This window comes from Spirosoma luteolum, assembly GCF_054778875.1.
Window position 1 is genome coordinate 59,703 of record NZ_BAAGZE010000021.1, and the last position, 26,632, is coordinate 86,334.

Sequence of the window (26,632 nt, forward strand, 5' to 3'; positions counted from 1 at the left end):
GTATTCCCGTTTCCGTATGAAAAAAAACGCCCGGCTTCTTTATTTACTTACCGTCTGGACGCTTTTGGCGCCACCCGCCGGAACCGCCGGCCCAGCCCCCTCGGGCGACCCTGACCAGCCCCCCGCAACGCCCTCGGTAACCTACCGACTGGCCATGCCCGAACCCCAGACCCACTATTTCGAGGTCGATATGACCCTCTCGGGCGCTGCCACGGCCACGGGGGCTCGTAAGGCCGGGTATTACGATATCCGCATGCCCGTCTGGACGCCCGGCTCGTACCTGATTCGGGAATACGCCAAAAACGTGGAAGGCTTTACCGCCCGCGGAGCCGACGGGAAACCGGTTCGGGCCGAAAAGATCCGGAAGAATACCTGGCGCGTTTACACGGGTGCCGACAACCTGTCGATTCATTACCGGGTCTACGCCAACGAACTCACCGTCCGGACCAGCTTCGTCGATGTCGACCACGGCTACGTGACCCCGGCCAGCCTGTTCATGTACCACGATGCCCTACGGACGATGCCGCTGCGGGTGGTTGTGCAGCCCTACAAAACCTGGAAACAGGTAACCACGGCGCTGGAACCGGTGGCCGGCCAGCCCAATACCTTCGAGGCCCCCAACTACGACCTGCTGGTCGACTCGCCCATCGAGATTGGCAACCAGCGGCTGTTTGGCTTTACGGCGGCCGGCGTGCCCCACCAGGTGGCCATGTATGGCGAGGTCGATTACGATGAAAAACGGCTGGCGGCCGATTATACAAAGGTGTGCGAAACGGCCGCTTCGGTCGTGGGCGAGCATCCCTGCAAACACTATACTTTTATCGTGCATCATATTCCGCCGGGTGGGGGCGGGCTGGAGCACCTCAACTCCACCACGCTCGAAACGCCCCGGTCGGCCTATGATACCGAAGCCAGCTACAAACGGTTCCTGTCGCTGGTAGCCCACGAGTATTTCCACCTCTGGAACGTGAAGCGCATCCGCCCCATCGCCCTGGGGCCCTTCGATTACGAAAACGAGAACTACACCCATATGCTGTGGCTGTCGGAAGGGGGCACCTCGTTCTACCAGGAGTATATTCTGCGCCGGGCGGGTTACCACACGCCCGAGACCTACGTAAATATGCTGGCGGGTGAAATCACCCAGCTCGAAAACCAGCCGGGCAGCAAAGTGCAGTCGGCGGCCGAGTCGAGCTGGGATGCCTGGATCAAAGGCTACCGCCCCAACGAGAACTCGGTGAACAGCACTATTTCATACTACAGCAAGGGCAGCATTCTGGGTACGCTGCTGAATCTGGCGATTCTGTCGGGTAGCAAAGGCACCCGCAACATGGACAACCTGATGCAGTATCTCTATCAGGAATACTATAAAAAACAGCAGCGGGGCTTCACCGACGATGAGTTCCGGCGGGCCGCCGAACAGATTGCCGGCCGGTCGCTGGCCGATTTCTTCGACATCGGGGTCAACTCGGCCGACCCCATCGATTACAACGCGTACTTTGCGCCGGTTGGGCTGACCCTGACGAATGTAGCCGGGCGTAACCCCGACGGGTACCTGGGCGCTAGCACCCAGGTGGTCAACGGCCGGACCACCGTGACGGGCGTACGGCGCGGAGGGGCGGCTTATGCCGATGGACTGAATGTGGGCGACGAAGTGCTCGCCGTCGATCAGGTTCGGGTCGGCGACGACCTGCAGCGGCTGATGGCCGGCCGCCGGCCGGGCGAAACCCTGACGGTTCTGGTGAACCGGAGTGGTCTGCTGCGGGAGCTCCCCATCAAATTGCTGCCGAGTCCGCTCGTGAGCTACCGGCTGGAGCCCGTGGCCAACCCAACGGCCGAGCAGCAGGCACTTTATAAGGCCTGGTTGTATATCAAGTAGCTTTTTTGTGCCCTACAGGGTTAAAATGTGTAAGCGGTAATAATCCTCTTTTTTTTGGATTATTGCCGCTTTTTTTGGCGTGATTTTGGTATATGTACAAGAAAAAATCGGGCCAATAGGTGGGTAGTACGGCAGTCTAGGTGGGGCGAGGGTTGGCAAGTTGTAGTTACTATATCGTAATGATTATATATTTGTTTACCTCTTTTATTCCATACCTTACCATAGACCACCATGATTAGCAGGCATCTACCGGACGAACAACTCGTTAGCCTTTACCAGCATACGCAGGCAGCTGACTGTTTCGCGACCCTTTACCGCCGGTACGTTCGCAAAGTGTACACAAAGTGCTTCGCCTTCACGCAGGATGCTGAAACGGCCGAAGACTTTACCCAGGACATTTTCATCAAAGTACTCAACAGCCTGAACTCCTTTCAGCAACGGTCCAAATTCTCGACCTGGCTGTTTGCTATCTCCAACCACTACTGCCTCGATCAGTTGCGGCTGGGCCGCCGGATGGTGTGGCAGGAAGTAGGCGAGGGAGAACTGGCCCAGCTACCGGACCCCGATGGGCTGGACCGGCCCGACGAATCGCTCGATGAGCTGGTGGCGCTGGCCCGCAACATGCCCGATGGCGATCGGCTGCTGCTGCACCTCAAATACGCCGAGGGCCACTCCATTCGTGAAATTGCCACCATGTGTACGCTTTCCGAAAGCGCCGTCAAGATGAGGCTCAAGCGTACCCGCGACCGCCTGCACGAGCGGTATCTGGCGATGCTGGCCTGAACCCGTCAGGGCCGTGCCAAAACATTCGGGTGGGTTTCCGCTTTATTGGAGACATGAACCCTCACTCTTTTCAGCCTGATCCCAGCCCGTCGGCGGAACCGCACGGCGGGCCTGCCCTCGATGCGTTGCTGAGTCGTATAGCCGCTATAGCGGCCGAGACCGACCACGACGGCGCGTTTCCCGTGGCGGCTTTTGGCTGGCTGGCCGAGGCCGGTTTGCTGGCCGTTACCCTGCCGGGGCAGCCGCTCGATTTCGCCACCGGGCAAACCGCTGCGCTGTTGCGGTTGCTCAAGCGCATCGGCAGCGCCAACCTTGCCGTGGGCCGGGTCTACGAAGGGCATATCAACGCCCTTTACCTGATCTACCTGTACGCCACGCCCGACCAGCGCCAGCGGTGGTACGCCGATGTACGCGAGAAGCAGTGTCTTTTCAGCGTCTGGAACACGCAGGCGCACGACGGCGTCCGCTTCGACCAGGCGGGCGACACGGTTCAGGTGCTGGGGGCAAAAACATTCTGCTCGGGAGCGGGCTGGGTGCAGCGCCCCCTGATCACGGGCGAACTGACGGGTACCGACGCGGCCGGTCAGGCGCGCCGGGGCTGGCAGATGGCGGTGGTTCCGACTGAAGACGTAGCGACTATTCCGGCCGATGCCCAGTTCTGGCAACCCCTGGGCATGCGGGCGTCGGCCAGTTTTAAACTGCAGTTTACGGGCATCACCCTGTCGGCCTCGGATTTGCTGGGGCAGCCCGGTCAGTACCTGGCTCAGCCGTACTTCAGTGGCGGGGCCATTCGGTTTGCCGCCGTACAGCTGGGGGGCGCCGAAGCGCTTTATGAAGCGACCCGCCGGTTCCTGATGGCCATGCAGCGCACCGATGATGTGCTGCAGCGTACCCGCCTGGCCGAAGTGGCCTGGCTGATCGAATCCGGTAATCAGTGGCTCCGCTCGGCGGGGTGCAAAACCGACCAGTGGCTGGCCGAAGGCGCCGACCCGGCCCATATCGTTGCCTACGCCAACATGACCCGATCGGCCATTGAGGCTATCTGTCTGCAGGTGATGCCGCTTTGCGAACGCTGCGTTGGGGCCCGCGGGCTACTGCGTCCCCAGGTGTTCGAGCGTATCCACCGCGACCTGACGATGTACCTGCGCCAGCCCGCGCCCGACGCTACGCTGATCGACCTGGGTCAGTACGTGCTAACCAATCCCCTGCCCGCCCATGATCTCTGGCGCTGAGAAAGCTACCACCCTGCGCAGCCGGGCCCGCCCGCTCACCGACCTGGCGACGCTGGGACCAACGCTGGTGGTGGCTCCGCACCCCGACGATGAATCGCTGGGTTGTGGCGGCACGATCAGCCAGTTGCGGCAATTGGGTTTACCGGTGTTCGTGCTCTTCGTGAGCGACGGAACCATGTCGCACCCCAACTCCCGGACGTACCCTGCCGAGCGGCTGCGGAACCTGCGGGAGGCCGAAGCCCGCGCAGCGCTCGACGTGCTGGGGGTAGCGCCCGACGCCTGCGCCTTTATGCGGCTCCGGGATACGCAGGTGCCCCAGCCGGGTGAGCCGGCCTTTGCGCCGGCTGCGGCTGACCTGCGTATCCTGCTGGCACGGGTAGCGCCCCGGACCGTACTGGTGCCGTGGCTGCGCGATCCGCACCGCGATCACCGGGCCAGCCGTCACCTGCTTGCCGAGGCCTGCCGGCTGTTGCCCGCCCAGGCACAGCCGCGGGTGCTCGAATACCTGATCTGGCTCTGGGAACTGGGTGGTCCCGACGATATGCCCCGGCCCGACGAACGGCGGGTCTGGCAGGTACCCATTGCGGAAGTGATGGCCCAGCGTAACCGGGCCATTGCTGCTCACCGCTCACAGGTTACGCGGCTGATCGACGACGACCCGACGGCCTTTTACCTGTCGCCCGAACTGCTTACTCATTTCGACGATCCGTACGAACTGTTTCTCGAAGCACTGGCGTAGCCGCCCGGTTTTCGTCGGCTGGCCCTGTCCGGCCCGGCTCGGAGCAATCGGACGGAGTCTGCCCTGGTAGCTTCCCGCCAACCCCATACACCCCATGTCCTTACCAAAAGCGTACTTTGATGCCGTGTACACGGCCAATCGCGACCCCTGGTCGTTTGCCACCAGCGACTACGAGCGCGCCAAATACGCGGCCACACTGCAGGCACTGCCCAACCCGCGGTACCAGCGGGCCTTCGAGATCGGTTGCTCCATTGGGGTGCTGACCCGGCAACTGGCCGACCGCTGCGACGCGCTGCTGGCGGTCGATGCCAGTGCACTGCCCCTGGCCGATGCCCGAACCCGGCTGGCCGACTGTCCGCAGGTCACGATCGAGCAGATGCAGATACCTGTCGATTTTCCGACGGGGCCCTTCGAACTGATCCTGGTGTCAGAAGTAGGCTATTACCTGTCGCTGCCCGATCTGGCCGAAGCCCGGGCGCGTATGGTTGAGGCCCTGGCGCCGGGCGGGCACCTGCTGCTGGTTCACTGGACCCCCGTGGTGCCTGACTACCCCCTGACGGGCGATGCCGTGCACGAGTTTTTTCTGGAATTGACCAGCTCCGGCGGACCGCTGACGCACCTGCACCAGACCCGGGCCGACACCTACCGGCTCGATTTGTTCCAGAAGCGATAAGCGGTCTTACTGGATCGCTGCGTGGGCAGGGCCTGTCTGCCGCAGAAACTGCCGCAGTTCGGCAATGGCCTGGGTAACGGGAACCGGCGGCCAACGGGTGTGCCAGTCCGCACGGCCCGTCAGCCGCTGGTCGATTTGTTCCCAGCACGCCCCGAAATACCGGCTTTGCTGCAGGATCGTCTCCAGCCAGTCGGGATCGATACCGAGGACAGCGGCATAGGCGCGGACCTCGCTGGCCGGCGCTTCGCTTTTCTGCCAGAGCCGGCGGAGCTGCTGCCGGCAGCGAAACCGTTCGATCACGGCCCCGGCGGGTTCGGCCAGCTGATGCTGGTTGGTCTGATTCTGGTTGAGCCAGTAACGCAGCTGTTCGGAAAAGCCCACGTCTACCTGTCCGTGCAGGCGGCTGGAGGTGGTAACGCGCACCTGTGGGTTTTTCCGGATACGGGCATCGGTCCGGAGCAGCGCCTGGTACAGGGCTTCATCTTCCAGATACGGTACATCGGGCAGGCCACCCGCCCGCAGGTAAGCCGCACAGGTAAGGGCCAGACTGGCGCCGAAGTGCTGAAAATGCCGGGGCCACGGATCGTGTGCCTGCGGGTCGAGCCGGGTTTCGACCTGGGCTACCAGCATCCGGTACGTGACATCGCGCAGGTGGTTGCGCCGAACCGGTCCGCTGTCGCGCAGCGTCAGAATCCGTCCCCCGACGACTTCGTTGCCGAGGCTGATCGTTTGCCGGATCTGATCGATCCAGTGCCGGTCGACCTGCGTATCCCCATCGGTCGAGGCAATAATGCCGTCGGGACGGTTCAGCCGCCGGCAGGCCGCATCCATCAGCAACCGGCGGGCCGTGCCGATGTTGGCCTGATCGGGGGGGAGGTGTACCACCGCCAGCCGCAGCGGGAACGCTGGGTGCTGCGCCTGATAGGCCCGGGCCACGGCTTCCGATGTATCCGTACAGTTATTCAGCAGAAGCAGCACTTCGTAAAGGGAAGTGGATAGGGGCGTGCCGTCGGTCTGATATTGCCGGCGCAGCGCATCGAGCGCATGCGGCAGGTGAGGGGCTTCATTACGGGCCGGCACCACCACGGAGAGCCGCAGGTCGGGGTGCGGGGCGGGCTGGCTAAAGAGAAGGTGGGGGTGGGTTGTTGGTTGGGGCGGGAGGAAAGTCATACAGCGCGTAGCATCAGCTGATGGCATAACACCCCCCGGCGGCTATTGTTGAAAAAGCCGAGGCTATACGCTGCCGGCCTGCGCCTGTAAACTTTTGGACAAAATTCCGTGTTGTCGGGACAAATAGCCTAGCTTTGTTCCATGATGACCACCGATCGTACGTCGCTTGTGCTGCTGGCGCTGAAAGGCGTAGCGGCTACCCGTTTTTTCGAAGTTGCTGAACTGACCGGGTACCGGCGTGAGCAACTGGCCGATCTGTTCGATACCTCCCTGAAAACCTTTCAGCGTTATGAACGCGAGCAGAAAAAGCTTAATCCGCAGGATAGTGAGAAGGTGCTGAAGATTATGGCGCTTTTTCAGATTGGCGAATCGGTTTTTGGGTCGGCCGATGCGTTCCGGCGCTGGATGGATAAGCCCGCCTACGGGCTGGGCGGTCAGGTGCCGTTCGAGCTGCTCCATACGTCGGGCGGGATCGACCTGGTGATGGATGAGGTGGTCCGGATCGAATACGGGGATCTGGCCTGAGCGCGGTTATGCTTGTTTACCGCATTACCAAAGCCATTTACGCCGATCGGCTGGTTACATCGGGGGGCGCGGCCCGCTGGAACTACCGGGGGCAGTTTGTGCTCTATACCGCTGCGAGCCGGGCGCTGGCCTGCCTCGAAAACGTGGTACACCGCAGTGGCGAAGGGCTCATGGAGGTATTCCGCGTCATGGTGATCGAGGTGCCCGATACCCTGGCCATCACGACGATAGCGCCCGACAGTCTGCCTGCTGGCTGGACCGATTTTCAGCAATATGCCCGGTGTCAGGAACGCGGCAGTGACTGGTTGCAGCGGGGACAGACGGCCGTGCTGCGGGTGCCATCGGCCATCATCGATACTGAATGCAACTACCTGCTCAACCCGGCCCATCCCGATTTCGGGCAGATTCGCCTGCTGCGTACCGAACCGTTTTTGTTCGATCCCCGCATCAAACAGTAAGGACACCGGCGGGGGCGGTCAGCAGGCGGATGCAGGCTGTAGCGGGGAGGAGTTCGTGCCCCGGGAGTTCCTGTCGCGTCTATACGTTTTAGTTGTAATAGAATTGTATTTGGTTTAGATGATATCGGCGGCATAAGTAGTACGATGCGCCGATGGACCGATTGGGCAGCGCTCCTGCGTTCTGGGCCCGTATGCGCGTCAATACGCGTTTCTTTTCATTTCCGCCGAAGTTTTTGTATATTTGTCTATATAGGTGGTGTGCTCCGACTGGGTGCACCGAAATAGTAATTTTCTGCGAAACCCCTTTTTCACATGGCGGAAGAAAATCCCGGCCTCGAATCGCCCAGTAACATTATTCCCATCAACATTGAAGACGAAATGCGCGGTGCCTACATCGATTATTCGATGTCGGTTATTATTTCCCGCGCCTTGCCGGACGTGCGGGACGGGCTCAAGCCTGTACACCGGCGGGTGTTGTTTGGTATGGCCGAACTGGGGGTCAATTATAACAAGCCCCATAAGAAATCAGCCCGTATCGTTGGTGAGGTACTGGGTAAGTACCACCCCCACGGCGATTCCTCAGTATACGATACCATGGTGCGGATGGCCCAGGACTGGTCATTGCGTTACCCGCTCGTCGACGGGCAGGGTAACTTTGGTTCGATCGATGGCGACTCACCGGCGGCCATGCGTTATACCGAAGCCCGGCTGAAGCGGATCGCCGAAGAAATGCTGACGGATATCTACAAGGAAACCGTCGATTTTCAGCCCAACTTCGATGACTCGCTGGAAGAACCGAGTGTGATGCCGGCCAAGCTGCCCAACCTGCTGCTCAACGGCTCGTCGGGTATTGCCGTCGGGATGGCGACCAACATGGCCCCCCATAACCTGAGTGAAGTCGTCGACGGAATCGTGGCGTATCTCGATAATCAGGATATCGACATTGAGGAGCTGATGCAGTACGTGAAAGCACCCGACTTCCCGACCGGTGCCACGATCTATGGCATGGAAGGGGTGAAGTCGGCGTTTAAGACGGGGCGGGGCCGGGTAGTGCTGCGGGCCAACGCCACCATCGAGGAAAACCGGGGCAAGACCCAGATCATCGTGACGGATATCCCGTACATGGTCAACAAATCGGTGATGCTCGAAAAAACGGCCGAGCTTATCAACGACAAAAAGATCGAGGGTATCCAGGCGTTCCGCGACGAATCGGATCGCGACGGGCTGCGGGTGGTGTATGACCTCCGTAAGGATGCCATTGCCAACGTGGTGCTCAACAACCTCTATAAGCACACCGCGCTGCAGTCGTCGTTCAGTATCAACAACGTGGCGCTCGTGAAGGGGCGGCCCATGCTGCTGAACCTGAAGGACATGATGAAATACTACGTCGAACACCGCTTCGAGGTAGTAACGCGCCGGACGCAGTACGAACTGCGCGAAGCCGAAAAACGGGCGCATATTCTGGAAGGGCTGCTGATCGCGCTCGACCACATCGACGCCGTGATTGCGCTTATCCGTTCGTCGCGCGATCCGGAAGTAGCCCGCGCCGGGCTGATGACGCAGTTCTCCCTGAGTGAGCTGCAGGCCCGCGCTATTCTCGATATGCGGCTGCAGCGCCTGACGGGGCTCGAACGCGACAAACTGCAGGCTGAATACGATGAACTGATGCGGCAGATTGCCGACTATAAGGATATCCTGGCGAGCGAAGTACGCAAGCGGCAGGTGATCCGGGATGAACTGATCGATATCCGCGCCCGCTACGGCGATGCCCGCCGGACGCAGATCAACCCGCTGGGTGACGGTAATATCAGCGACCTGTCGCTGATTGCCGACGACGACATGGTGATTACGATCTCGCACGAAGGCTACATCAAGCGGACACCGACAACCGAATACCGGGCGCAGAGCCGGGGTGGAGTGGGGGCAAAGGCCGCCACGACCAAAGAGGAGGACTTTACCGAACACCTCTTTACCGCTACCATGCACAACACCCTCCTGGCCTTTACCCAGAAAGGCCGGCTGTACTGGGTGCCGGTGCACGGGCTGCCTGAAGGCTCGCGGACGGCTAAAGGACGCCCCCTGGCCAACTTTATTAACATCGAATCCGACGACAAAGTCCGGGCGGTGATCAATGTGACTGATCTGAAGAACGAGGACTACATCAACAATAATTACATTGTGATGTGTACCCGGAAAGGCACGATCAAGAAAACCATGCTGGAGGCTTATTCACGGCCCCGCCAGAACGGGATTATTGCTATTACCATCGACGAGGACGATCAGCTGATCGGCGTATGCATGACCAATGGCGACAACGATATCGTCATTGCCTCGAGTGCCGGTAAGGCGGTACGGTTCCACGAAAGCCGCACGCGGCCCATGGGCCGCACGGCCGCCGGGGTCCGGGGGATCTCGCTCGACGATGAGGATGCAACCGATCACGTGATTGGTATGGTCTGTATCGACTCGGCTCAGGCCCAACTGCTGGTGGTGTCGGAGAAAGGCTATGGCAAACGGTCCGATATCGATGGGTACCGCGTGACCAACCGGGGAGCCAAAGGCGTTGGTACGCTGAAGGTAACTGAGAAGGTGGGTCGGCTGGTGGCCATCCTGGATGTATCGGACAACGATGACCTGATGATTATTAATAAATCAGGTATCGCCATCCGCACCCCGGTAAGCGAAATCAGTGTGATTGGCCGGAACACCCAGGGCGTTCGGCTTATTACGCTGAAAGGTGAGGATGAGATATCGTCGGTGACCAAGATTAAACGGGAAGACGACGACGAGGCTTCGGCCGAGCCGCTGCCGGCCACAGCCATCGCAGCCGATGCGGTGTCGACGGACGAGCAGACGCCCGACCAGCCGGCAGCCGCTGAGTAGCTGATCCGTAACGCATAGTACTTGCCGTAAGCCGTCCTTCTGTGCCACTGGTAGCGGAGGGGCGGCTTAAACAATTTGCGCCGGTGCATACTTATACGGATGGAATCCGTATTTTCGTTTTTAGATTAAAATTCACAAAACCCCAATTTACACATGAAATCAGTCGCAGTAGCAGTCGTAGCCTGTTGCCTGTCGGTCAGCGCGTTTGCACAGAACCAACAGGGCGGTGCAGCATCCGTGCTCGATCAGGCGCAGATGGACGCTGTTAAAAAAGAAAAGGAAAAAAGTGACAAGGACATCACGGATGCCAAAGCGTCGGTAAAAGCCAGCACCTGGATGGATCGCGGTAAGACGTATCAGCAGATTGCCAGTCAGTACATCCGCATGGATTCGGCGGCTGCCACCACGGCTTTCGATGCATACAAAAAAGTAATCGAACTCGACAAAGATAAGAAAGGCGGTCCGGGCCGGCTGGCAAAGGAAGCCGAAGAGGCTCTGAAGTCACAGCAGCTGTACTATGCCTTCATGCAGCAGGGTGTGGCTAAATTCCAAGGTAAAAACTACGCCGATGCGGTGAAGTCGCTGCGCGTAGCCTCGGACATCAACCCGAAAGACACGACGGCTCCGCTTTATGCGGCCATCGGTGCCCAGCAGGTACGCGACAACAACACCGCCAAGGAACTGCTGGAGCGTTACGTAGCCAACGGCGGTAAAGACGCGCAGGTGTATGGGTCACTGGTGCAGCTGTACCGCACCGATAAAGAAATCGACAAGGCGCTGGCCGTACTGGACAAAGGGATGGCGCTGGATCCAAACAACAAGGATCTGTCGAATGAAAAGATCAACATCATGCTGACCTCAGGTCGGATGGATGAAGCGGTAGCCGGTCTGAAAAAGATGGCTGAGAAAGAACCCAACAATCCCCAGAACCTGGTGATGCTGGGTCAGATCTACGACAACAACGCCAACAAACTCGACGACGATGCGCGTAAACTGGAAGGCGAAAGCAAGAAGGGGAGCAGCACCGGTAAAAAGCTGGCCGATGCCAAAGAACTGTTGACGACCTATAACGGAGAAGTAACGCGTCTGAGTGCCGCTATCAAGAAGCAGCCTAAGAACGCCGATCTGAAGCGTCAGCTGGCCGACGTGCAGAAACGGGCTACCGATCAGAAAGCAACCATTGCTCAGCTGGAAGCCGTTGCTAAAGAGGCTGCCGCCAACTCAGGTGCCTCGGCCGATGCCGAGAAGCAACTGGTCGACATCCGGAAAAAACTGACCGAGGAGCGGGCCATGTCGAAAGAGTATTACCTGAAAGCGCTGGCGCTGGACGGCGCGAACTACGACGCCAACTATAACCTGGGTGTAACGTACTTTAATGAAGCCGTTAACATGAAGAAAGCCGTAGACGGTATGGATATGGCTGAGTACAACAAGCGCGGTAAAGAAGTAGACGGACAGGTTTGCGGAAAGTTCAAACAGGCACTTCCATACTTCCAGAAAGCGAAGTCGGTTAAAGACGAGCCGGAAGTAACGGAGAACCTGACGAATCTGCAGAACATTCTGAAGCAGTACGAAGAGCGGAAAATTGTTTGCGTAGAGCCAACGAAGTAAAATCCGGGAGAGAAGGCCAGCCAATTGCTGGCCTTCTCTTTATAAACTCTACTTAACATAATATAAATTATACAACAAACAGGTTGATGGTCTGTCAAACCGTTTGCCAGACAAGTTCAGTAGTGACAGTCATATATATACCACAATAGACTGTTGATGGCAGTAAATGATTTGGCAGGGCAGACTACCAGCTAGTCAAGAGCTGTAACTGCTAATCGATAGCCAAACGGATTGTGTCCGTTGAACTGTATCTGACAAATGGCTGGCCAGCCCGATTTACGAACGGTCAGCCCCCGACTAATCACGCAGCGTCCAGCGTCTTAAAAAAAGCTGAATGGCGCGTTTCAGAATAACTGACTTTATACGACGAACAGAATTGAAACAACAGTGGCAGCGTCAGCCAGCAACCAGGGAACAGCCGAATAAATTGGAACGAACAACCAGTGGAAAGGCAGGTGAAACATCGCAGTGGCAGGCCATGAATTGGCTCGTACGGCTGTCGCCACTGCGCTGGTAAACGCGTTCAGAATCGCGTAGTTGACAACTTATACAGCCGAAAATCGTACAGGAATCCACGTGGAACACTAAAGTGTTGCTTTACAGGTACTTAGCGTAAAAATACCAGAAAACCGGCCTCAAATGCCCAAAAAAGGCGTTTTAACCGTAAAAATGGAGCCTATCTGAAGCAATTATAATCGGTTGATTGGTCGTATTATGAATTGAAGTAACGCTTTAGAAGTACGGCGTGGCTGGCTCACTCCCACTGCCGGTTTGATACAGGGTTGCTGGCCAGCTACCCCTAATCGTTGTCGGTCAATCAGGCGGACAAAAAAGCCCGGCTATTGGTGTAGCCGGGCGTGCTATGAAGAGCGGTACAGCCAGGTATGAGCTGTATAGAATCAAACCCCTGAGTGAACCGAAGACGCTTTAAGCAGCCAAGGCATCGGAAGAGGCAACGAACGGCAGCTCAAAGCGAGGGTGTATATTCCCGGAACGAGCCATCCGTATAAAAAATCAGAATGCGTTCGACCTTACGATCGACTGGATTGGCCGCCGTTTCAGAGGGTGTCGCTGGGTCCGGCTCGGGTAAAGTGGGCAAGGCAACGGGCGGAATTTCGGAGCGTTGTGGGCGGACCGGTGCTGTAGTTACCTGGGGCACGTATGGAGATGAAGCAGCCGAAGAAGGCTGAGCATACCGGTTAGTAGTCAGGTCGGCCGACGGGCGATTCCCGCCGGGTCGGCCGACGGCCGGATTATACCCCGTGCCGAACGGGGAAGCTGGCGGACTGGAGACGACGGCGGGTTCTTCTTCCATGATCCATTCGTAGCCCAGATCAGGAAACCGACGAATGATTTTCTGAATGATATCGAAACTGGGACGATTACGACCCGATAAAATGTGCGAAATGCTGGAGCGCTGTACGCCAATTTCATCCGCGAAATACGACGGGGTGAAGTTACGATCGATCAGTATCTGTTTAATCTTGTCATTTATCGTCATGCCCTTAGAAACCGATCGGCCTAAGTGTCGCGGATCAGTTTACACAAAGATAAATAGCATTTTATTGTTAATTGTCAATTTACAGTGTGTTTCATTGATGATTTACCGATGAAAATTGTTAGATGTGGATTTACTTATGTATTTATTACATATAAAAATAGCCTGTATACGCATGTACACAGGCTATTTTGTAAACAAACAATTGTAATTCAACGCATAGCGCGCTTAAATCAATCGGCGTGACCAGTGGTGGCGTCAGACTGAAACGTTATTCTCGCGTAGAGCCTCATTGAGCGACGTTTTTAAATCGGTCGATTCTTTACGTGTTCCGATAATGATGGCGCAGGGAACCTGATAGGAACCTGCGGGAAACTCTTTAGTATAGCTGCCAGGAATAACAACCGAGTTAGCAGGCACAAAGCCTTTGTACTCTACGGGTTCGGATCCGGTCACGTCGATGATTTTCGATGAACCCGTAATGGTGACGCCCGCGCCCAGAACGGCACGCTTGCCAATGTGTGCTCCTTCGACCACGATGCAGCGGGAGCCGATGAAAGCGCCATCTTCAATAATGACGGGTGCAGCCTGGGGGGGTTCAAGGACTCCGCCGATTCCTACCCCACCACTGAGGTGAACATCTTTACCGATTTGTGCACAGCTGCCCACCGTAGCCCAGGTATCGACCATGGTACCCTCATCGACATACGCACCAATGTTCACGTACGACGGCATCAGAATGACGCCGGGTGCCTGGAAAGATCCGTAGCGCGCAACGGCGGGTGGTACCACCCGCACTTTGGTTTCGGCGAAGTTTGTTTTCAGCGGAATCTTGTCGTTGAAGGCGAATATGCCAACCTCCTGAGGTTTCATCTGCTGACTCACGAAGTAGAGCAAAATAGCTTTTTTGACCCATTCATTAACGGTCCACTGGCTATCACCATCAGCTGGTGGGGTGGCTACCCGCAGTTCCCCCCTATCTAATTGATCAATTATGCGATGGATAAGGGCTAGGGATTCCGGCTCCTTTAATAACTCCCGATTTGACCAGATCAACTCGACTTGTTCAGACATGTACTTAAAGTAAAAGTTTAAATAAAAGTTATAATTGCCTGATGTACAGGCTATTATATATCTATGCAAAATAATATTTTGTGATGTCTTTTTCTGTATGATTAAGCTATTTGTATAGACTCAAAGGTAGCAGTTTAGCGTGTATAGTTGAAATATAAGCCAAAAAAAGTTCGTCAGGGGGGCAGCGATCGACTTGGATGAATGACTGGAGCGGGCATGGAGAGAAAAGGTTCAGTGATAACCGGGTGTGTCGTGGGAAGGTTTTTATCTGTACTCCTCTTCCGTGTGTACGTGTTGCCGTAGATTATCTATCTCAGGATCGACATCCGTTTACTACGTAATCCGTTTACTACGTATACCTCTACCGACGCAGTGTTTTTCCGGACGGGTGTTTACGTGCTTTTTAAGGGGGGAATTATGAGTGAGCTTATAGGAAAACTAATAAGCCCATAAGCCCATAAGCGACTGCAAATGTTCGTCGGTCTCGGTCCGAGTAAATGCGGGAGACAAAACATAGCAAGCAAAACAGCTACTAAGATGGATGCTTTTATTGGTCGGGTTGTCAGTACTGATAAAAGGATGAAAGCAACTAAAAAATATACCGGGGTTATTGCTGATCGTCCCCATAGCGGTAGTCGGTGCATCTGATTATACAGCTGTTGCTAGATGCTGGATATGCGCGCCCGTGCGTATCGAATAATGCTAATCAAGGGGTAATAAGCATGCGCGTACAAACAGGCCCCTGTTTAGTAGAAATTCATTGTTAAAAAGATTGGCGTGGATCAAGTGCATTAATCGGGCACTTCCAGATTGCTGACTGGTATCATAATGAAGTTAAATTAATCTACCCTACCCTTTACTATTTTATGACGTAATCATTTGTAGTTACGATATCATGCATTGGTTCGTCTATGAAGCTACACCCTAATTAGTAAATTAGATAACCCATATTTAGCAATACCGATAAGTAATTAGCAAATAATAGTAATTTAGCATGATTTTACTAATAATACGCTAAAAAAATTAGTAATAATTGGCCAAAATGCTAACTCTTTGCTATCAAATCTCGTATTTTTGCTAAATATCCTTTATGTAAACCAATTTGCTAAAAGATTCCTTTATACGTCTACGCCCCCTATTGCCGTATTAAATGCCTATATTTGGGCCGAAAACAAACCTATTAACAGTTCATGGAAAAAATTCGCGTTGCCATCAATGGCTTCGGTCGTATCGGACGTCTGTCGTTCCGTCGACTTCTCGAAAAAGAAAACATTGAGGTAGTTGCCATCAATGATCTTACAGACAATGCTACCCTCGCCCACCTGCTGAAATATGATTCGGTACACGGTAAATTTGCTGGCGAAGTAGTATCGGATAAGGACAGCCTGACTGTAAACGGACAACGTATCAATGCGTATGCCGAACGGGATCCGAAAAATCTACCCTGGAAAGAGCTGAACGTCGATGTGGTACTTGAATCGACGGGACGGTTTGTTGACGAAGCCGGTGCGGGTCAGCACCTGCAGGCGGGTGCCAAAAAAGTGGTGATCTCCGCTCCTGCTAAAGGCAATATTCCAACCGTTGTACTTGGCGTAAACGATGATACCCTGACGGGCAATGAAACAATCGTTTCCAATGCCTCGTGCACGACCAACTGTCTGGCCCCAATGGCCAAAGTTCTGGATGACGTATTCGGTATCGAAAGCGGGTACATGACAACGATCCACGCCTACACCGCCGATCAGAATCTGCAGGATGCTCCCCACTCGGATCTGCGCCGGGCCCGGGCCGCTGCCCTGTCGATTGTCCCCACTTCGACGGGGGCTGCCAAGGCCGTGGGTCTGGTTCTTCCCCAGCTGAAAGGTAAACTGGATGGTAACGCGATGCGTGTGCCTACTCCCGACGGATCGCTTACCGATCTGACCGTTGTTCTGAAGCGGGCCGCTACGGTCGAGGAAATCAACGCAGCCATTAAAGCTGCGTCGGAAGGTCCCCTGGCCGGTATCCTGGAGTACAATACCGATCCCCTCGTATCGATCGATATCATTGGCAACCCCCACTCCTGCATCTTTGATTCGGAGCTGACAGCCGCCAACGGAACCCTGGCCAAAGTGGTTGGCTGGTACGACAATGAATACGGTTATTCGAGCCGCGTGGCCGATCTGATCGTTAAACTGTTCAACAAATAATACGAGAACAGACCGTTACAATTGTATATTACAAAAGTAACGGTCTGTTTTTGCTTTTTGATAGTTAAACAATGTAAAACGGGTGTGTTATGTAAATAGCACACCCGTTTTACATTGTAAATAGTTAATTGTAAACCCTTTGTCAAAAAACAATTGCTCGTATTTGGTTCTAATACCGAGATGAATCTGGTTGAGGGGCGAGTTGTATAGATCGGTTGTCTTTTGTAAACTAGAAAATCCTTCGGCCTCCACCTGTTCAACACTGTACGCAAACAGCTCGGGATTGTCTGTTTTCAGATGTAGCGTTCCACCCGGCTTCAGGAGCCGTTTGTAAACAATCAGAAACCGCGGATGAGTCAGGCGGTGCTTCTCCTGCTTGGCCCGGGGCTGCGGATCGGGAAAGGTAATCCAGATCTCATCGACCTCCCCCGGCTCAAAAAACTCCTCGATAAAGTTGATGTCCGTTCGCAGGAAAGCAACGTTGGTGAGGCCCCGTTGAAGGGCTGCCTGCGAACCACGGGCAATGCGGTCACCTTTGATATCGACACCGATAAAGTTGGTCTGGGGATAGGCCTGACCCAGACCGATGGTGTACTCGCCCTTGCCGCACGCCAGTTCGAGTACGATCGGCTGATCGTTGCCGAAGTAGTCGCGACGCCAGTTTCCTTTAATGGTTTTATACGCTGGCTTTCCAGCTTCAATGACATTGGGGCTTTCCTGATTCTGCAGAAAGCGGTGTTGTTTTCGACGCGTCACAGTTACTTATAAATCGGTTAATTCGGCAATGGTATAGTTACTCCCCGTAACTACAATCAGGTCGTCGGGGGCGGCTGCCTGCCGGGCAGCCGCGAGTGCCTGGTTCACATCGGAAAAGCCCTCGCCCAGGAGGCCAAACCGGGCAGCTTCCAGCGCAAGCTGTCCGGCGGGTAACGAGCGGGGGGTCTGGGCCTGGCAGAAATAATACCGGGCCGACACGGGTAGTATCGCCAGCACCGCCTGCCGCTCTTTGTCGGCAACCATGCCCAGCACCAGATGCAGCTGGGCATAGGTCAGGGAGTCGAGTGTTTCGGCCAGGGCCCGCAGACCGGGCAGATTATGAGCCGTGTCGGCAATGACACGTGGACTGGTTTGCAGCGTTTGAAAACGCCCCCGCAGACCGGTCAGACGGGCCACCTGTCCAAGGCCCGACACGATGGCTGCGGGCGGCACCGGCCAGGTCGGTTGCAGCAACTCGACGGCGGCCAGTACCCCCGGCAGGTTGCGTAACTGGTACCCACCCAGCAGATCGAGCGTCAGATTCATGGCCGCAGCGCCTGCTTTGCTAACGCTTACCTGCCGCTGCCCGTTTAGCAAACCGCCATCCTGAACGGTGTAAGCCTGATCGGCCACCACCAGCGGAGCCCCTGCGGCACCCGCCTTCGCCCGAAACACGGGTTCGGTTTCCGGGTGGGTCTCTCCGATCACGACCGGACGGCCTGCTTTGATGATCCCGGCTTTTTCGGCCGCAATAAGCGGCAGGGTGTCGCCCAATATATCGGTATGGTCCAGACCGATGTTTGTAATCAGCGCCAGCTCGGGCTGGATCACGTTGGTCGAATCAAGTCGTCCGCCCAGGCCGACTTCAATAATGGCCAGGTCGACCGACGAACGGGCAAAGTAGTCGAACGCCATGGCCACCGTCAGCTCGAAAAAGGAAGGCTCGATGGATTCGATCAGCGCCTGCTGCTGCGTGACGAACTCGGCCACGGCCGTTTCGGCGATGGGGACACCATTGATACGGATCCGTTCGGTGAAGGATTGCAGGTGGGGCGAGGTGTACAGGCCCACCCGGTAGCCTGCCTGCTGGTAGATAGCCGCCAGCATGTGCGAGCTGCTGCCCTTGCCGTTGGTTCCCCCTACGTGGATGCTGCGGAACTGACGCTCGGGATTGCCCAGAGCAGCACACAGCCGCTCGGTATTACCCAGACCGGGTTTGAGGGCCTTGGCCCCGATCCGGTGAAAAACGGGGAGCCGACTATAGAGATAGTCGATTGCTTCCGAATACTGCATTTACTTGGCCGTAATAATAAAGGTAATGGTCCCCGTGGCGGTGGGCGGGGTAGCGCCCCCTTTGGGCCGCAGCCGCAGCCGCTGCACCGCCTTGCGGTACACATCCACCACGGTGGGGCTGACGGTGGTCTGCAGCGTGCGGACATTGACGATGTCGCCACTGCCGTCTACGCTGATCTGAAACACAATCTTCCCTGTCTCGTCGGAGTCATCGCTGACGTTAGGACGCCCCGCCAGCGACCAGCCCGATACATCGAAGGCGACACCGGTTTTGCTGCCCCCCGGGGTACCGTATAAACTCTTGGCGTCGATCTTTCCGTTGGGGTTGCCCTTGTCACCTACCCCACTGGCATCATCGCCATTGCTGTTGCCGCCCGTTCCACTGGCCTTCCCGATGGTACCGTTGGAACCACCGCCCCCCGAGGATTTTTTAAAGAGGGCGTCGTTGTTGACCGTCTCCACTTTCCGAACCGGCTGCGGAGGGGCCGGCCGCTCGACCGGTGCACTGGGGCGCGTCGTTTCGACCCGCTTCGATTCCGGCCGTTCCGGGGTCGACACGGGGCTTTCGGCCTTGCTGGTGATCAGGGGCTTTTCGGTGGCCGTTTTAGCCGGTTTGGCATCGGGTACTTTCGGCGTGGGCGTAACCGTCGTGCGTTCGACCCGGGGCGTGGTGCGCTCCTCGCGTGGGTTGGGCCGCTCGTTCGACGGTTTCACGTCGACAGGGTTGGGCGAATCGGAGGGTTTATTATAGGTCTGAATTTTACCACTCCCCCGGTCAGTCGTACCAAAGTTTACTTCGATAAATTCGATGGGGGGCGGATCGGGAACCGTCTGGCTCAGACTCACCAGCAGCAGAATGGCCACCAGTATGGCGTTGATCAGAAACGCTCCCGCGAGCGATTTCAGGCGTATTTCATTTTCGTTGTCGAAGGTCAGGCGATTCATCCGCTGGCTGTTGGGATTATGGGGACGGGCCCCGATGGATTGGCTACATAACGACCGATTGGCGGGCTTCGTTTACAGAGCTGCCGCTCCCGGTAGACAAAATAACGGAAAAAGCCGACAACCCCCGGTATCCAGCCGCCCGGTCCTCAACCGAACCACTTGGTTTTCGGGACAGCCACCTTCCTTTTTGGTTATGTTTGCAGCCCCAAACACCCACTGAACCCATGGCCCTGCTCCAGCCTATCATCGATCTTGCCGATCTGCTCGCCCGTCGGGGTATCGTACACGTAGTCGTTTCACCCGGCTCACGCTCGGCTCCCCTGACACTGGCGGTGGCCCGGCATCCGGGGCTGCAGGTACGGGTTATGGCCGACGAGCGGGCCGCCGGCTTTGTCGCACTGGGTATGGCCCAGCAACTGGCGCAGCCCGTGGCGCTGATCTGTACGTCGGGCAGTGCCGCCTACAACCTGGCACCCGCCCTGGTCGAAGCGTACTTTCAGCAGGTTCCGCTAATCCTGCTGACCGCCGACCGGCCCCACGAATGGCTGCACCAGCAGGATGGACAGACCATGCACCAGTCCGGCCTCTACGAACCGCACGTAAAACGCAGCTACGACCTGCCCGCCGATTATGGGCATCCCGACAGCCGCTGGGCCATCAACCGGCAAGTCAACGAAGCCCTGACCCTCTGCCAGCTTATGCCCCCCGGCCCGGTGCATATCAACGTGCCGCTGCGCGAACCGTTTTACCCCACGGCCAGTGAGGTGTTCCGGCCCGGACCGGTACGGACCATCGAAACCCTCCCCGGCCAGCCCACCCTCGACACGGCCAGCTGGCATGCCCTGCTCGACGAATGGGACACCACCGACCGGCGACTCATTCTGCTTGGCCAGTGCCGGCCCAACCCCGCCCTGCGCCGGGTGCTGCATGCCATCAGCACCGAACTCGGTGTACCGGTGCTGGCCGAGATCACGGGCAATCTGGGAGTAGGTGAGCCGTTTATCACCCATACCGATACGGGTCTGGCTGCGCTGACGCCCGAACAGGCACAGGCCCTGCGCCCTGATCTGCTCCTGACACTGGGTAATTCGTTGCTGACCCGGAATTTGAAAACCTTTTTCCGCACCTATCCGGCCCCCCGGCACTGGCACATCCAGCCCAATCCCGACCGCATCAGTGATCCCTTCCAGTCGCTGACGACCCTTATCCCGGCCGATCCACTGCAGTTCCTCGAGAAATTACTGACCGATATCGACTTTGCGCGGTTCCGGTCCGGGGATGACGATGACGCCGGCGAATCGGACGCCTTTCTGACCCACTGGCAGCAGACCGACCAGCGGGCCCGCAAACGGGTTCACCAGACGCTCGCTGCAGCCACCTCGTCGATGACCGACTGGCAGGCTACCCAGCGGGTGCTGGCCGCGCTTCCCCAGGGCTCGAGTTTGCAGCTCGCCAACAGTATGCCCGTTCGCTACGCCAATCTCTGCGGGCTATTGGCCTCGGCCAGCGTAGCGGTCTGGGCTAACCGTGGGGTCAGTGGTATCGATGGCTGCCTCAGCACAGCCGTTGGGATGGCGACGCAGACAACCGCTATCGTTACGGTGCTGATTGGCGACGTGGCGTTCTTTTACGACCGCAACGGGCTGTGGTCGGCCCCGGTCCCGCCCAACCTGCGGATCGTTTTGCTGAACAATGACAGCGGCCACATCTTTCGCATCATCGACGGACCGGGGCGGCAACCCGAACTGGAACCGTATTTCGAAACGCCACACGGCTACACGGCCGAACGGACGGCTGCCGATGCAGGGCTCGACTATCACGCCTGCCGCGACCTGACCCATCTCGACGCTGTCCTGCCCGCCTTCTTCGCGCCCGCCGACCGGGCGCAACTCCTGGAAATCACGACGGATAAATACGCCAACGAAGCGCAGTTCCGTAGCTACCAGACCTTATTGACAGGCGAAACCAGTCAGCCGGAAAACCCGCCCCGGTAAGTAAAGCGGTTAGGTACACCCCCGCTCTATGCCCTATCCGAACTGCCAGCACTAAGGCTTACCCCGTATCAACTATAACGATCGTTATAGTTGATACGGGGTGTATTCGAACTTTTCAGATTAAAAACCGGTTAAAAAGCCGTTAATACCGCCCCCCATATGGGACGGGCAAGCTATTGGCCGGTCAATACGGGTGGTTCCAGTTCAGCATGCAATGATGAAAACAGCACGTGATGCATAAACGTAAGCAGGGCTTCCCCCCCTACGGCATCCGTTTCCCCGGCGGGCCCCAGATCCGTCAGCGACGGCAGGTATGTCCGAAAGTAAGCCTGATAATGCGCGGTTTCGATAAGCGAACTGGCCCGCGACCGGGGATACGGGTACGTGGGACGGTAAGCCGTAATCAGCCCGGCAATGCGGGCACACAGGTCTTTGTAGGGTTTGAACAACTGCTCCCGGTTATCTTCCGTCACGTGGTGCGTCAGGTACGCTTTACTGCCCTCCCGGATAACCAGCAGCCGAAGCGCCCGCGGGTCGGGTTCGTCGAAGCCCGTCGGAACGTCGGCTTCGGTTGGGACCAGAATGCGCAGCACCCGCTCCAGCTGCTCGCGCGGATCGGTCAGGTTATGGGTGTGAAACAGCACCTGGTAGTCGAGCCAGTGCCAGTGCCAGGCCATCAGGTACACCAGCAACCGGTGCTTGTTCTCGAAGTACCGGTAAATGCTGGCTTCCTTCGTGTTCAGCCGCTCGGCCAGTTTGCGAAACGTCATGGCTTCGAAGCCAATGTCGGCCAGCAGCAGGGCCCCCTCCCGCACGATGCGCCGGCCCAGTTCGGTACGCTCAGGGTCGCGCAGAAACAGCTTGCTGTTCATCCGCACCGCCGGCGCATACGCCATTGATCCATTCATAAAACCGTTAATCGTTTTATATATACCAGGTAACGAACGTCCTCCGTTAAAAGTTAGTTTACCAGACATGATAGTTTTGCTATCAGAATTTTAGTTATCTCGCTTGTTTACACTATATGGCTACTCACTCGGCTGCTTACGACCAGCCCACCACCGTTCAGCGCTTGTTTCGATTACTGGCTACCGAACGTAAAACGGTGGGCTACATCTACCTCTACGCCCTGATTACGGGCCTCATCAGTTTATCGCTCCCCCTGGGTATTCAGGCCGTGTTCAACCTGGTGGCCGGGGGCCGGGTGTTTAGTTCGATCTATGTGCTCATTGGCCTGGTCGTCATCGGCGTACTGGCAACGGGCCTGCTGCTGGTGGGCCAGCTGACGCTGGTCGAAGTGGTGCAGCAACGCATCTTCGCCAAAGCTGCTTTTGAATACACCTACCGGCTCCCCCGTATTCAGCCCGACGCCCTGGCCGGCTCCGATCCGCCCGAGCTGATGAACCGCTTTTTCGATGTGCTGACCATTCAGAAGGGATTGCCCAAACTGCTGATCGATCTGACGGCGGCTGCGGTGCAGATTCTGACGGGAATTATCCTGCTCTCATTCTACCACCCGGTCTTTCTGGCGTTCGGCGCGTTTACCCTGCTCCTTATCGTGGGCATCAGCTGGATCTACGGCCCCCCGGGCCTGCGGACCAGCCTGAGTGAGTCGTCCTATAAATACAAGGTAGTGGCCTGGCTCGAGCAGATGGCGGCCGACCTGGGGCACTTCCGGCAGGAAGCCCACCAGCCGGCGCCCCCCCTGCCCGGTTCGGATACACCCAATGCCATCGACCGGATGGACAAGCTGGTGGCGGGCTACGTCGACAACCGGCAGCAGCATTTCCGGGTGCTCAAGCGCTTTTTTTACAGCGCCGTGGCCTTTAAAACCATCGTCACGGGCGGACTACTGATTCTGGGCACCTCGCTGGTTGTCAGCCGCGAAATGACGCTGGGCCAGTTTGTGGCGGCTGAACTGGTCATTGTCCTGATCACCAACTCGGTTGAAAAACTCATTACCGGCATCGACACGGTTTTCGACATGCTGACCGCCGTCGAAAAAATTGCCGTTGTTACTGATCTGCCTCTCGATATCGACACTGAACTGACAACCCATGCTTAATCTATCGAATCAGCAGATCGACGAATCGCTGCTGACCCACTACCCACTCAAAACGCTGCAGGCCTTGCCCCATCCGGCCCAAGGTCGGCGCGTACGCCGGTGGCTGGTTTCTTTTTTCATCGGCAGTATCCTGTTTATGTTTTTGCCCTGGCAGCAGACCATCACGGGCGAAGGCACCGTATCGGCGCTGAGTCCCAAAGACAGGCCCCAGACCATACAGAACGTGATTGGCGGGCGTATTGAGCGCTGGAAAGTTCAGGAAGGCCAGTTTGTCCGGACCGGCGATACGCTGCTGGTCATCTCCGACGTAAAGGACGAATACTTTGACCCGAACCTGCCCCAGCGCCTGAACGAACAGCTGACGGCCAAGCAGGGCAGCCAGCAGGCTACCGACGCCAAGATTGCCGCCCTCGACGCGCAGCTGTCGGCTTTACAGGCTACCCTGCAGCTCAAGCTGGCGGCCGCCCGCAACAAACTCCAGCAAACCCAGTTCAAGGTCATCAGCGACAGCACGGATCTGATCGCCCAGCGCCGGAACTACCAGATCGCCCAGGACCGGGTGGCGCGCTACGAGCAAGGCTACAAAGCCGGTCTGTTTTCGCTGACCGACCTGGAATCGCGCCGGCTTACCCTGCAGTCAGATTATGCCAAGACCGTGGCTCAGGAAAATAAACTGCAGGCGTCCCGGCAGGACCGGCAAAATGCCCGCATCGAACTCGACGCCATCCGGGCCGACGTGCTGGAAAAGCAAGCGAAAGCGCAGTCGGACCGGGCTTCGGCCGTTTCGTACCGTACCGAAGCCGACGGCGAAGTGTCGAAGCTGCGGAATAAGATCAGCAGCGTCAGCGTTCGCCGGGGCCTCTACGTCGTGCGCGCTCCGCAGGATGGCTACATCGTGCGGTCGCTCAAAACCGGGCTTGGCGAAACCATTAAGGAGGGCGAATCGATTGCCACCCTCCAGCCAGCCTCCCCCCGCGTCGGTATCGAACTGTACGTACGGGCCATGGACGTACCGCTTATTCAGCCGGGTCGCCACGTCCGGCTGCAGTTCGACGGCTGGCCCGCCGTGCAGTTTTCGGGCTGGCCCGCTGTGGCCGTGGGTACGTTCGGCGGTGAAGTGTCGGTGATCGATGCGTTTGCCAGTCCCAACGGCATGTACCGCATGCTGGTGAAGCCCCGGGCCGAACCAGGCGATCAGCCCTGGCCCAAACAACTTCGGGTGGGTTCGGGCGTTTACGGCTGGGTGATGCTCGACGACGTACCCATCTGGTACGAAATCTGGCGGCAGCTCAACGGTTTCCCGCCCAGCCTGAAAGAGGAACCCACCGATAACGCGAAAAAGGCAAAATGAACCGATTCCTGATCTGGCTGGCCCTGACCCTGGTACCGCTCGCGCCGGCGGCAGTGCTTGGCCAGCCTAAACCAGCCCCGGTACCGGCGCAGCCCGCCGGGCCGGCGGCCCCCGATACAACCGTTTTCACGGCCGCCGATTTCTACCAGGCCATTGTGCGCTACCATCCGCTGGTGCGCCTGGCCCGCACGCTGCCCGAAGGCGCCCGCCTGGCCATCCAGGAAGCCCGGGGTGCCTTCGACCCGAAGCTGGGCGGATCGTATGACCGTAAGCACTTCAACGACCAGTTGTACTTCGACAAGTGGTACGGCGGCCTGACGGTGCCGGTGGCGCCGGGGGGCATCGATCTGAAAGCTGGCTATGAGCAGGCGTCGGGTAAGTACCTGAACCCCGAATCGACGGTGCCGACGGCCGGCCTCGCGTCAGTTGGTCTGAAAGTGCCGCTGGGACCCGCTCTGCTCATCGACGCCCGCCGAAATGCGCTGCGGCAGGCGCAGCTGGGTACGACCCTGGCCGATGCCGACCGGCTCAAGCAAATTAACAAAGTGCTGTTCGACGCGGCCAAGACGTACTGGGACTGGGCCCGTGCCTACCAGCAGTACCAGTTGCTGCGAGCCGGCTACCAGGTGGCCGACACCCGGTTTCTGGCCGTTCGGAACCGCAGCCTGATCGGTGATGTGGCCCCCATCGACACCACGGAAGCCCTCATCACGGTGCAGGACCGGCAGGTACAGCTGCAGCAGGCCGCCGTGGACCTGGCCAATAACCGGCTCCGGGTGGTGGCCTACCTCTGGACCGGTTCGGATGCCGAGGCCCAGCCCCGCCCCGTCGATCTGGCCGAATCGGTTGTTCCGGAAGCTGGTCCCGCCCAGGCAATCGACAGCACCCTGCTCGCCAATCTGCTCGACCGGGCGGCCAGTGCGCACCCCGATCTGGTCAAGCTGACCGTGAAGGGCCAGCAGCTGCAGCTCGACACCCGCTACAAACGATCGTTGCTGTTTCCCAAGATTGCCCTGCAGGCCAGTCTGCTGAGCGCCGGGCCAGTTTCGGACCTGGAAGTAGGCACCCCCTACGGCTTTCGGGCCGACAACCACAAGGTAAGCCTCGATCTGGCCTTTCCGCTGCTGCTCCGCGCCGAACGCAGCCAGTACCAGCAGGCCCGGCTAAAAACCCGTCAGCTGGATCTGGAACGGCAGCAAACAAGCCGTTCGATCCTCAACGAGGTACAGGCGTCCTGGAACACGCTGCAGGCCCTGAACGATCAGCTTCGGGTACAGGAACTCACCGTGCTGCGGCAACGGCAGCTCGTGACGGCCGAGCAGCAGAAATTTGCGCTGGGCGAAAGCTCCCTGTTTCTGGTCAATACGCGCGAAACCAAACTCATCGATCTGGAATTGAAACTGGCCGAACTCCGCGCCAAATACCAGCAGTCGGTAGCCGCGCTCTGGTATGCCGCCGGAACCGCTCAGCTACCCATCCCCGACTGATTTATTCCTGTACGTAATTAACACACAACG

The 26,632-nt window shown here is 57.6% G+C and carries 21 protein-coding genes; 14 read left to right on the forward strand and 7 right to left on the reverse strand.

From position 1 onward, the window contains the following. Positions 1-16 precede the first annotated feature (16 nt). The 5 genes from ACYVAC_RS18485 (at position 17) to ACYVAC_RS18505 (ending at position 5,303) form a co-directional block, all read left to right on the forward strand. The gene (locus ACYVAC_RS18485) at positions 17-1,876 is read left to right on the forward strand and encodes a M61 family metallopeptidase (protein WP_461099258.1); all 1,860 of its coding nucleotides are present in this window, start codon (positions 17-19) and stop codon (positions 1,874-1,876) included. A 231-nt stretch (positions 1,877-2,107) separates the two neighbouring features. Further along, entirely contained in the window at positions 2,108-2,659 is a 552-nt protein-coding gene (locus ACYVAC_RS18490) for an RNA polymerase sigma factor (RefSeq protein WP_461099259.1), read from the forward strand. Positions 2,660-2,712: 53 nt separating this feature from the next. Continuing rightward, positions 2,713-3,891 (forward strand): acyl-CoA dehydrogenase family protein, encoded by a 1,179-nt coding sequence (locus ACYVAC_RS18495; protein WP_461099260.1) that lies wholly within the window; start codon positions 2,713-2,715, stop codon positions 3,889-3,891. Then, positions 3,875-4,630: a PIG-L deacetylase family protein gene (locus tag ACYVAC_RS18500; RefSeq protein WP_461099261.1), complete on the forward strand. Its 756-nt coding sequence runs from the start codon at positions 3,875-3,877 to the stop codon at positions 4,628-4,630. The genes ACYVAC_RS18495 and ACYVAC_RS18500 overlap by 17 nt, the downstream gene beginning before the upstream one ends. A gap of 94 nt (positions 4,631-4,724) precedes the next feature. Then, the gene (locus tag ACYVAC_RS18505; protein WP_461099262.1) at positions 4,725-5,303 is read left to right on the forward strand and encodes a class I SAM-dependent DNA methyltransferase; all 579 of its coding nucleotides are present in this window, start codon (positions 4,725-4,727) and stop codon (positions 5,301-5,303) included. 6 nt (positions 5,304-5,309) lie between these two features. Here ACYVAC_RS18505 and ACYVAC_RS18510 read toward each other — a convergent pair whose 3' ends face one another. Continuing rightward, a complete protein-coding gene (locus tag ACYVAC_RS18510; protein WP_461099263.1) occupies positions 5,310-6,473 on the reverse strand; it encodes a glycosyltransferase family 2 protein in 1,164 nt (387 codons plus the stop codon). A gap of 141 nt (positions 6,474-6,614) precedes the next feature. Between ACYVAC_RS18510 and parS the strand changes: the two genes are divergently transcribed. From parS to ACYVAC_RS18530, 4 genes are all read left to right on the forward strand, one after another. Further along, a complete protein-coding gene (parS, locus tag ACYVAC_RS18515; RefSeq protein WP_461099264.1) occupies positions 6,615-6,998 on the forward strand; it encodes a type II RES/Xre toxin-antitoxin system antitoxin in 384 nt (127 codons plus the stop codon). Positions 6,999-7,006: 8 nt separating this feature from the next. After that, positions 7,007-7,456: an RES family NAD+ phosphorylase gene (locus ACYVAC_RS18520; RefSeq protein WP_461099265.1), complete on the forward strand. Its 450-nt coding sequence runs from the start codon at positions 7,007-7,009 to the stop codon at positions 7,454-7,456. Positions 7,457-7,768: 312 nt separating this feature from the next. Next, entirely contained in the window at positions 7,769-10,339 is a 2,571-nt protein-coding gene (gene gyrA, locus ACYVAC_RS18525; RefSeq protein WP_461099266.1) for a DNA gyrase subunit A, read from the forward strand. Positions 10,340-10,492: 153 nt separating this feature from the next. Further along, on the forward strand, positions 10,493-11,950 hold the full coding sequence (locus ACYVAC_RS18530; protein WP_461099267.1) for a tetratricopeptide repeat protein: 1,458 nt from the start codon (positions 10,493-10,495) through the stop codon (positions 11,948-11,950). 967 nt (positions 11,951-12,917) lie between these two features. Here the strand turns inward: ACYVAC_RS18530 and ACYVAC_RS18535 are convergent. Further along, positions 12,918-13,451 carry a helix-turn-helix transcriptional regulator gene (locus tag ACYVAC_RS18535; protein WP_461099268.1) on the reverse strand — a complete coding sequence of 178 codons (534 nt, stop codon included), beginning with the start codon at positions 13,449-13,451 and terminating at the stop codon, positions 12,918-12,920. A gap of 255 nt (positions 13,452-13,706) precedes the next feature. Continuing rightward, positions 13,707-14,522, reverse strand: a complete 816-nt coding sequence (locus ACYVAC_RS18540) for a 2,3,4,5-tetrahydropyridine-2,6-dicarboxylate N-succinyltransferase (protein ID WP_461099269.1) — start codon at positions 14,520-14,522, stop codon at positions 13,707-13,709. A 1,190-nt stretch (positions 14,523-15,712) separates the two neighbouring features. Here ACYVAC_RS18540 and gap point away from each other — a divergent pair. Continuing rightward, positions 15,713-16,711, forward strand: coding sequence for a type I glyceraldehyde-3-phosphate dehydrogenase (gap, locus tag ACYVAC_RS18545; RefSeq protein ID WP_461099270.1), 999 nt, complete (start codon positions 15,713-15,715; stop codon positions 16,709-16,711). A gap of 87 nt (positions 16,712-16,798) precedes the next feature. On the opposite strand, the gene trmB is transcribed toward gap, so the two are convergent. Genes trmB through ACYVAC_RS18560 form a run of 3 tightly spaced genes read right to left on the reverse strand, consistent with a single transcriptional unit; the run spans position 16,799 to position 19,705 of the window. After that, entirely contained in the window at positions 16,799-17,467 is a 669-nt protein-coding gene (gene trmB / locus ACYVAC_RS18550) for a tRNA (guanosine(46)-N7)-methyltransferase TrmB (RefSeq protein ID WP_461099271.1), read from the reverse strand. A 6-nt stretch (positions 17,468-17,473) separates the two neighbouring features. Next, complete coding sequence (locus tag ACYVAC_RS18555) at positions 17,474-18,760, reverse strand: bifunctional folylpolyglutamate synthase/dihydrofolate synthase (protein ID WP_461099272.1); 1,287 nt, start codon at positions 18,758-18,760, stop codon at positions 17,474-17,476. After that, a complete protein-coding gene (locus tag ACYVAC_RS18560) occupies positions 18,761-19,705 on the reverse strand; it encodes a hypothetical protein (protein WP_461099273.1) in 945 nt (314 codons plus the stop codon). 224 nt (positions 19,706-19,929) lie between these two features. Here ACYVAC_RS18560 and menD point away from each other — a divergent pair, with 224 nt between their 5' ends. Further along, a complete protein-coding gene (gene menD, locus ACYVAC_RS18565; protein ID WP_461099274.1) occupies positions 19,930-21,699 on the forward strand; it encodes a 2-succinyl-5-enolpyruvyl-6-hydroxy-3-cyclohexene-1-carboxylic-acid synthase in 1,770 nt (589 codons plus the stop codon). Between the two features lie 173 nt (positions 21,700-21,872). Here menD and ACYVAC_RS18570 read toward each other — a convergent pair whose 3' ends face one another. Next, the gene (locus ACYVAC_RS18570; protein ID WP_461099275.1) at positions 21,873-22,607 is read right to left on the reverse strand and encodes a TetR/AcrR family transcriptional regulator; all 735 of its coding nucleotides are present in this window, start codon (positions 22,605-22,607) and stop codon (positions 21,873-21,875) included. Positions 22,608-22,723: 116 nt separating this feature from the next. Between ACYVAC_RS18570 and ACYVAC_RS18575 the strand changes: the two genes are divergently transcribed. From ACYVAC_RS18575 to ACYVAC_RS18585, 3 genes are read left to right on the forward strand one after another with little or no spacing between them, the layout of a single operon-like run. Further along, on the forward strand, positions 22,724-23,764 hold the full coding sequence (locus ACYVAC_RS18575; protein ID WP_461099276.1) for an ABC transporter transmembrane domain-containing protein: 1,041 nt from the start codon (positions 22,724-22,726) through the stop codon (positions 23,762-23,764). Then, positions 23,757-25,115 carry an HlyD family secretion protein gene (locus ACYVAC_RS18580; RefSeq protein ID WP_461099277.1) on the forward strand — a complete coding sequence of 453 codons (1,359 nt, stop codon included), beginning with the start codon at positions 23,757-23,759 and terminating at the stop codon, positions 25,113-25,115. The genes ACYVAC_RS18575 and ACYVAC_RS18580 overlap by 8 nt, the downstream gene beginning before the upstream one ends. Next, entirely contained in the window at positions 25,112-26,602 is a 1,491-nt protein-coding gene (locus tag ACYVAC_RS18585; RefSeq protein ID WP_461099278.1) for a TolC family protein, read from the forward strand. The genes ACYVAC_RS18580 and ACYVAC_RS18585 overlap by 4 nt, the downstream gene beginning before the upstream one ends. The last annotated feature ends 30 nt before the right edge of the window (positions 26,603-26,632 follow it).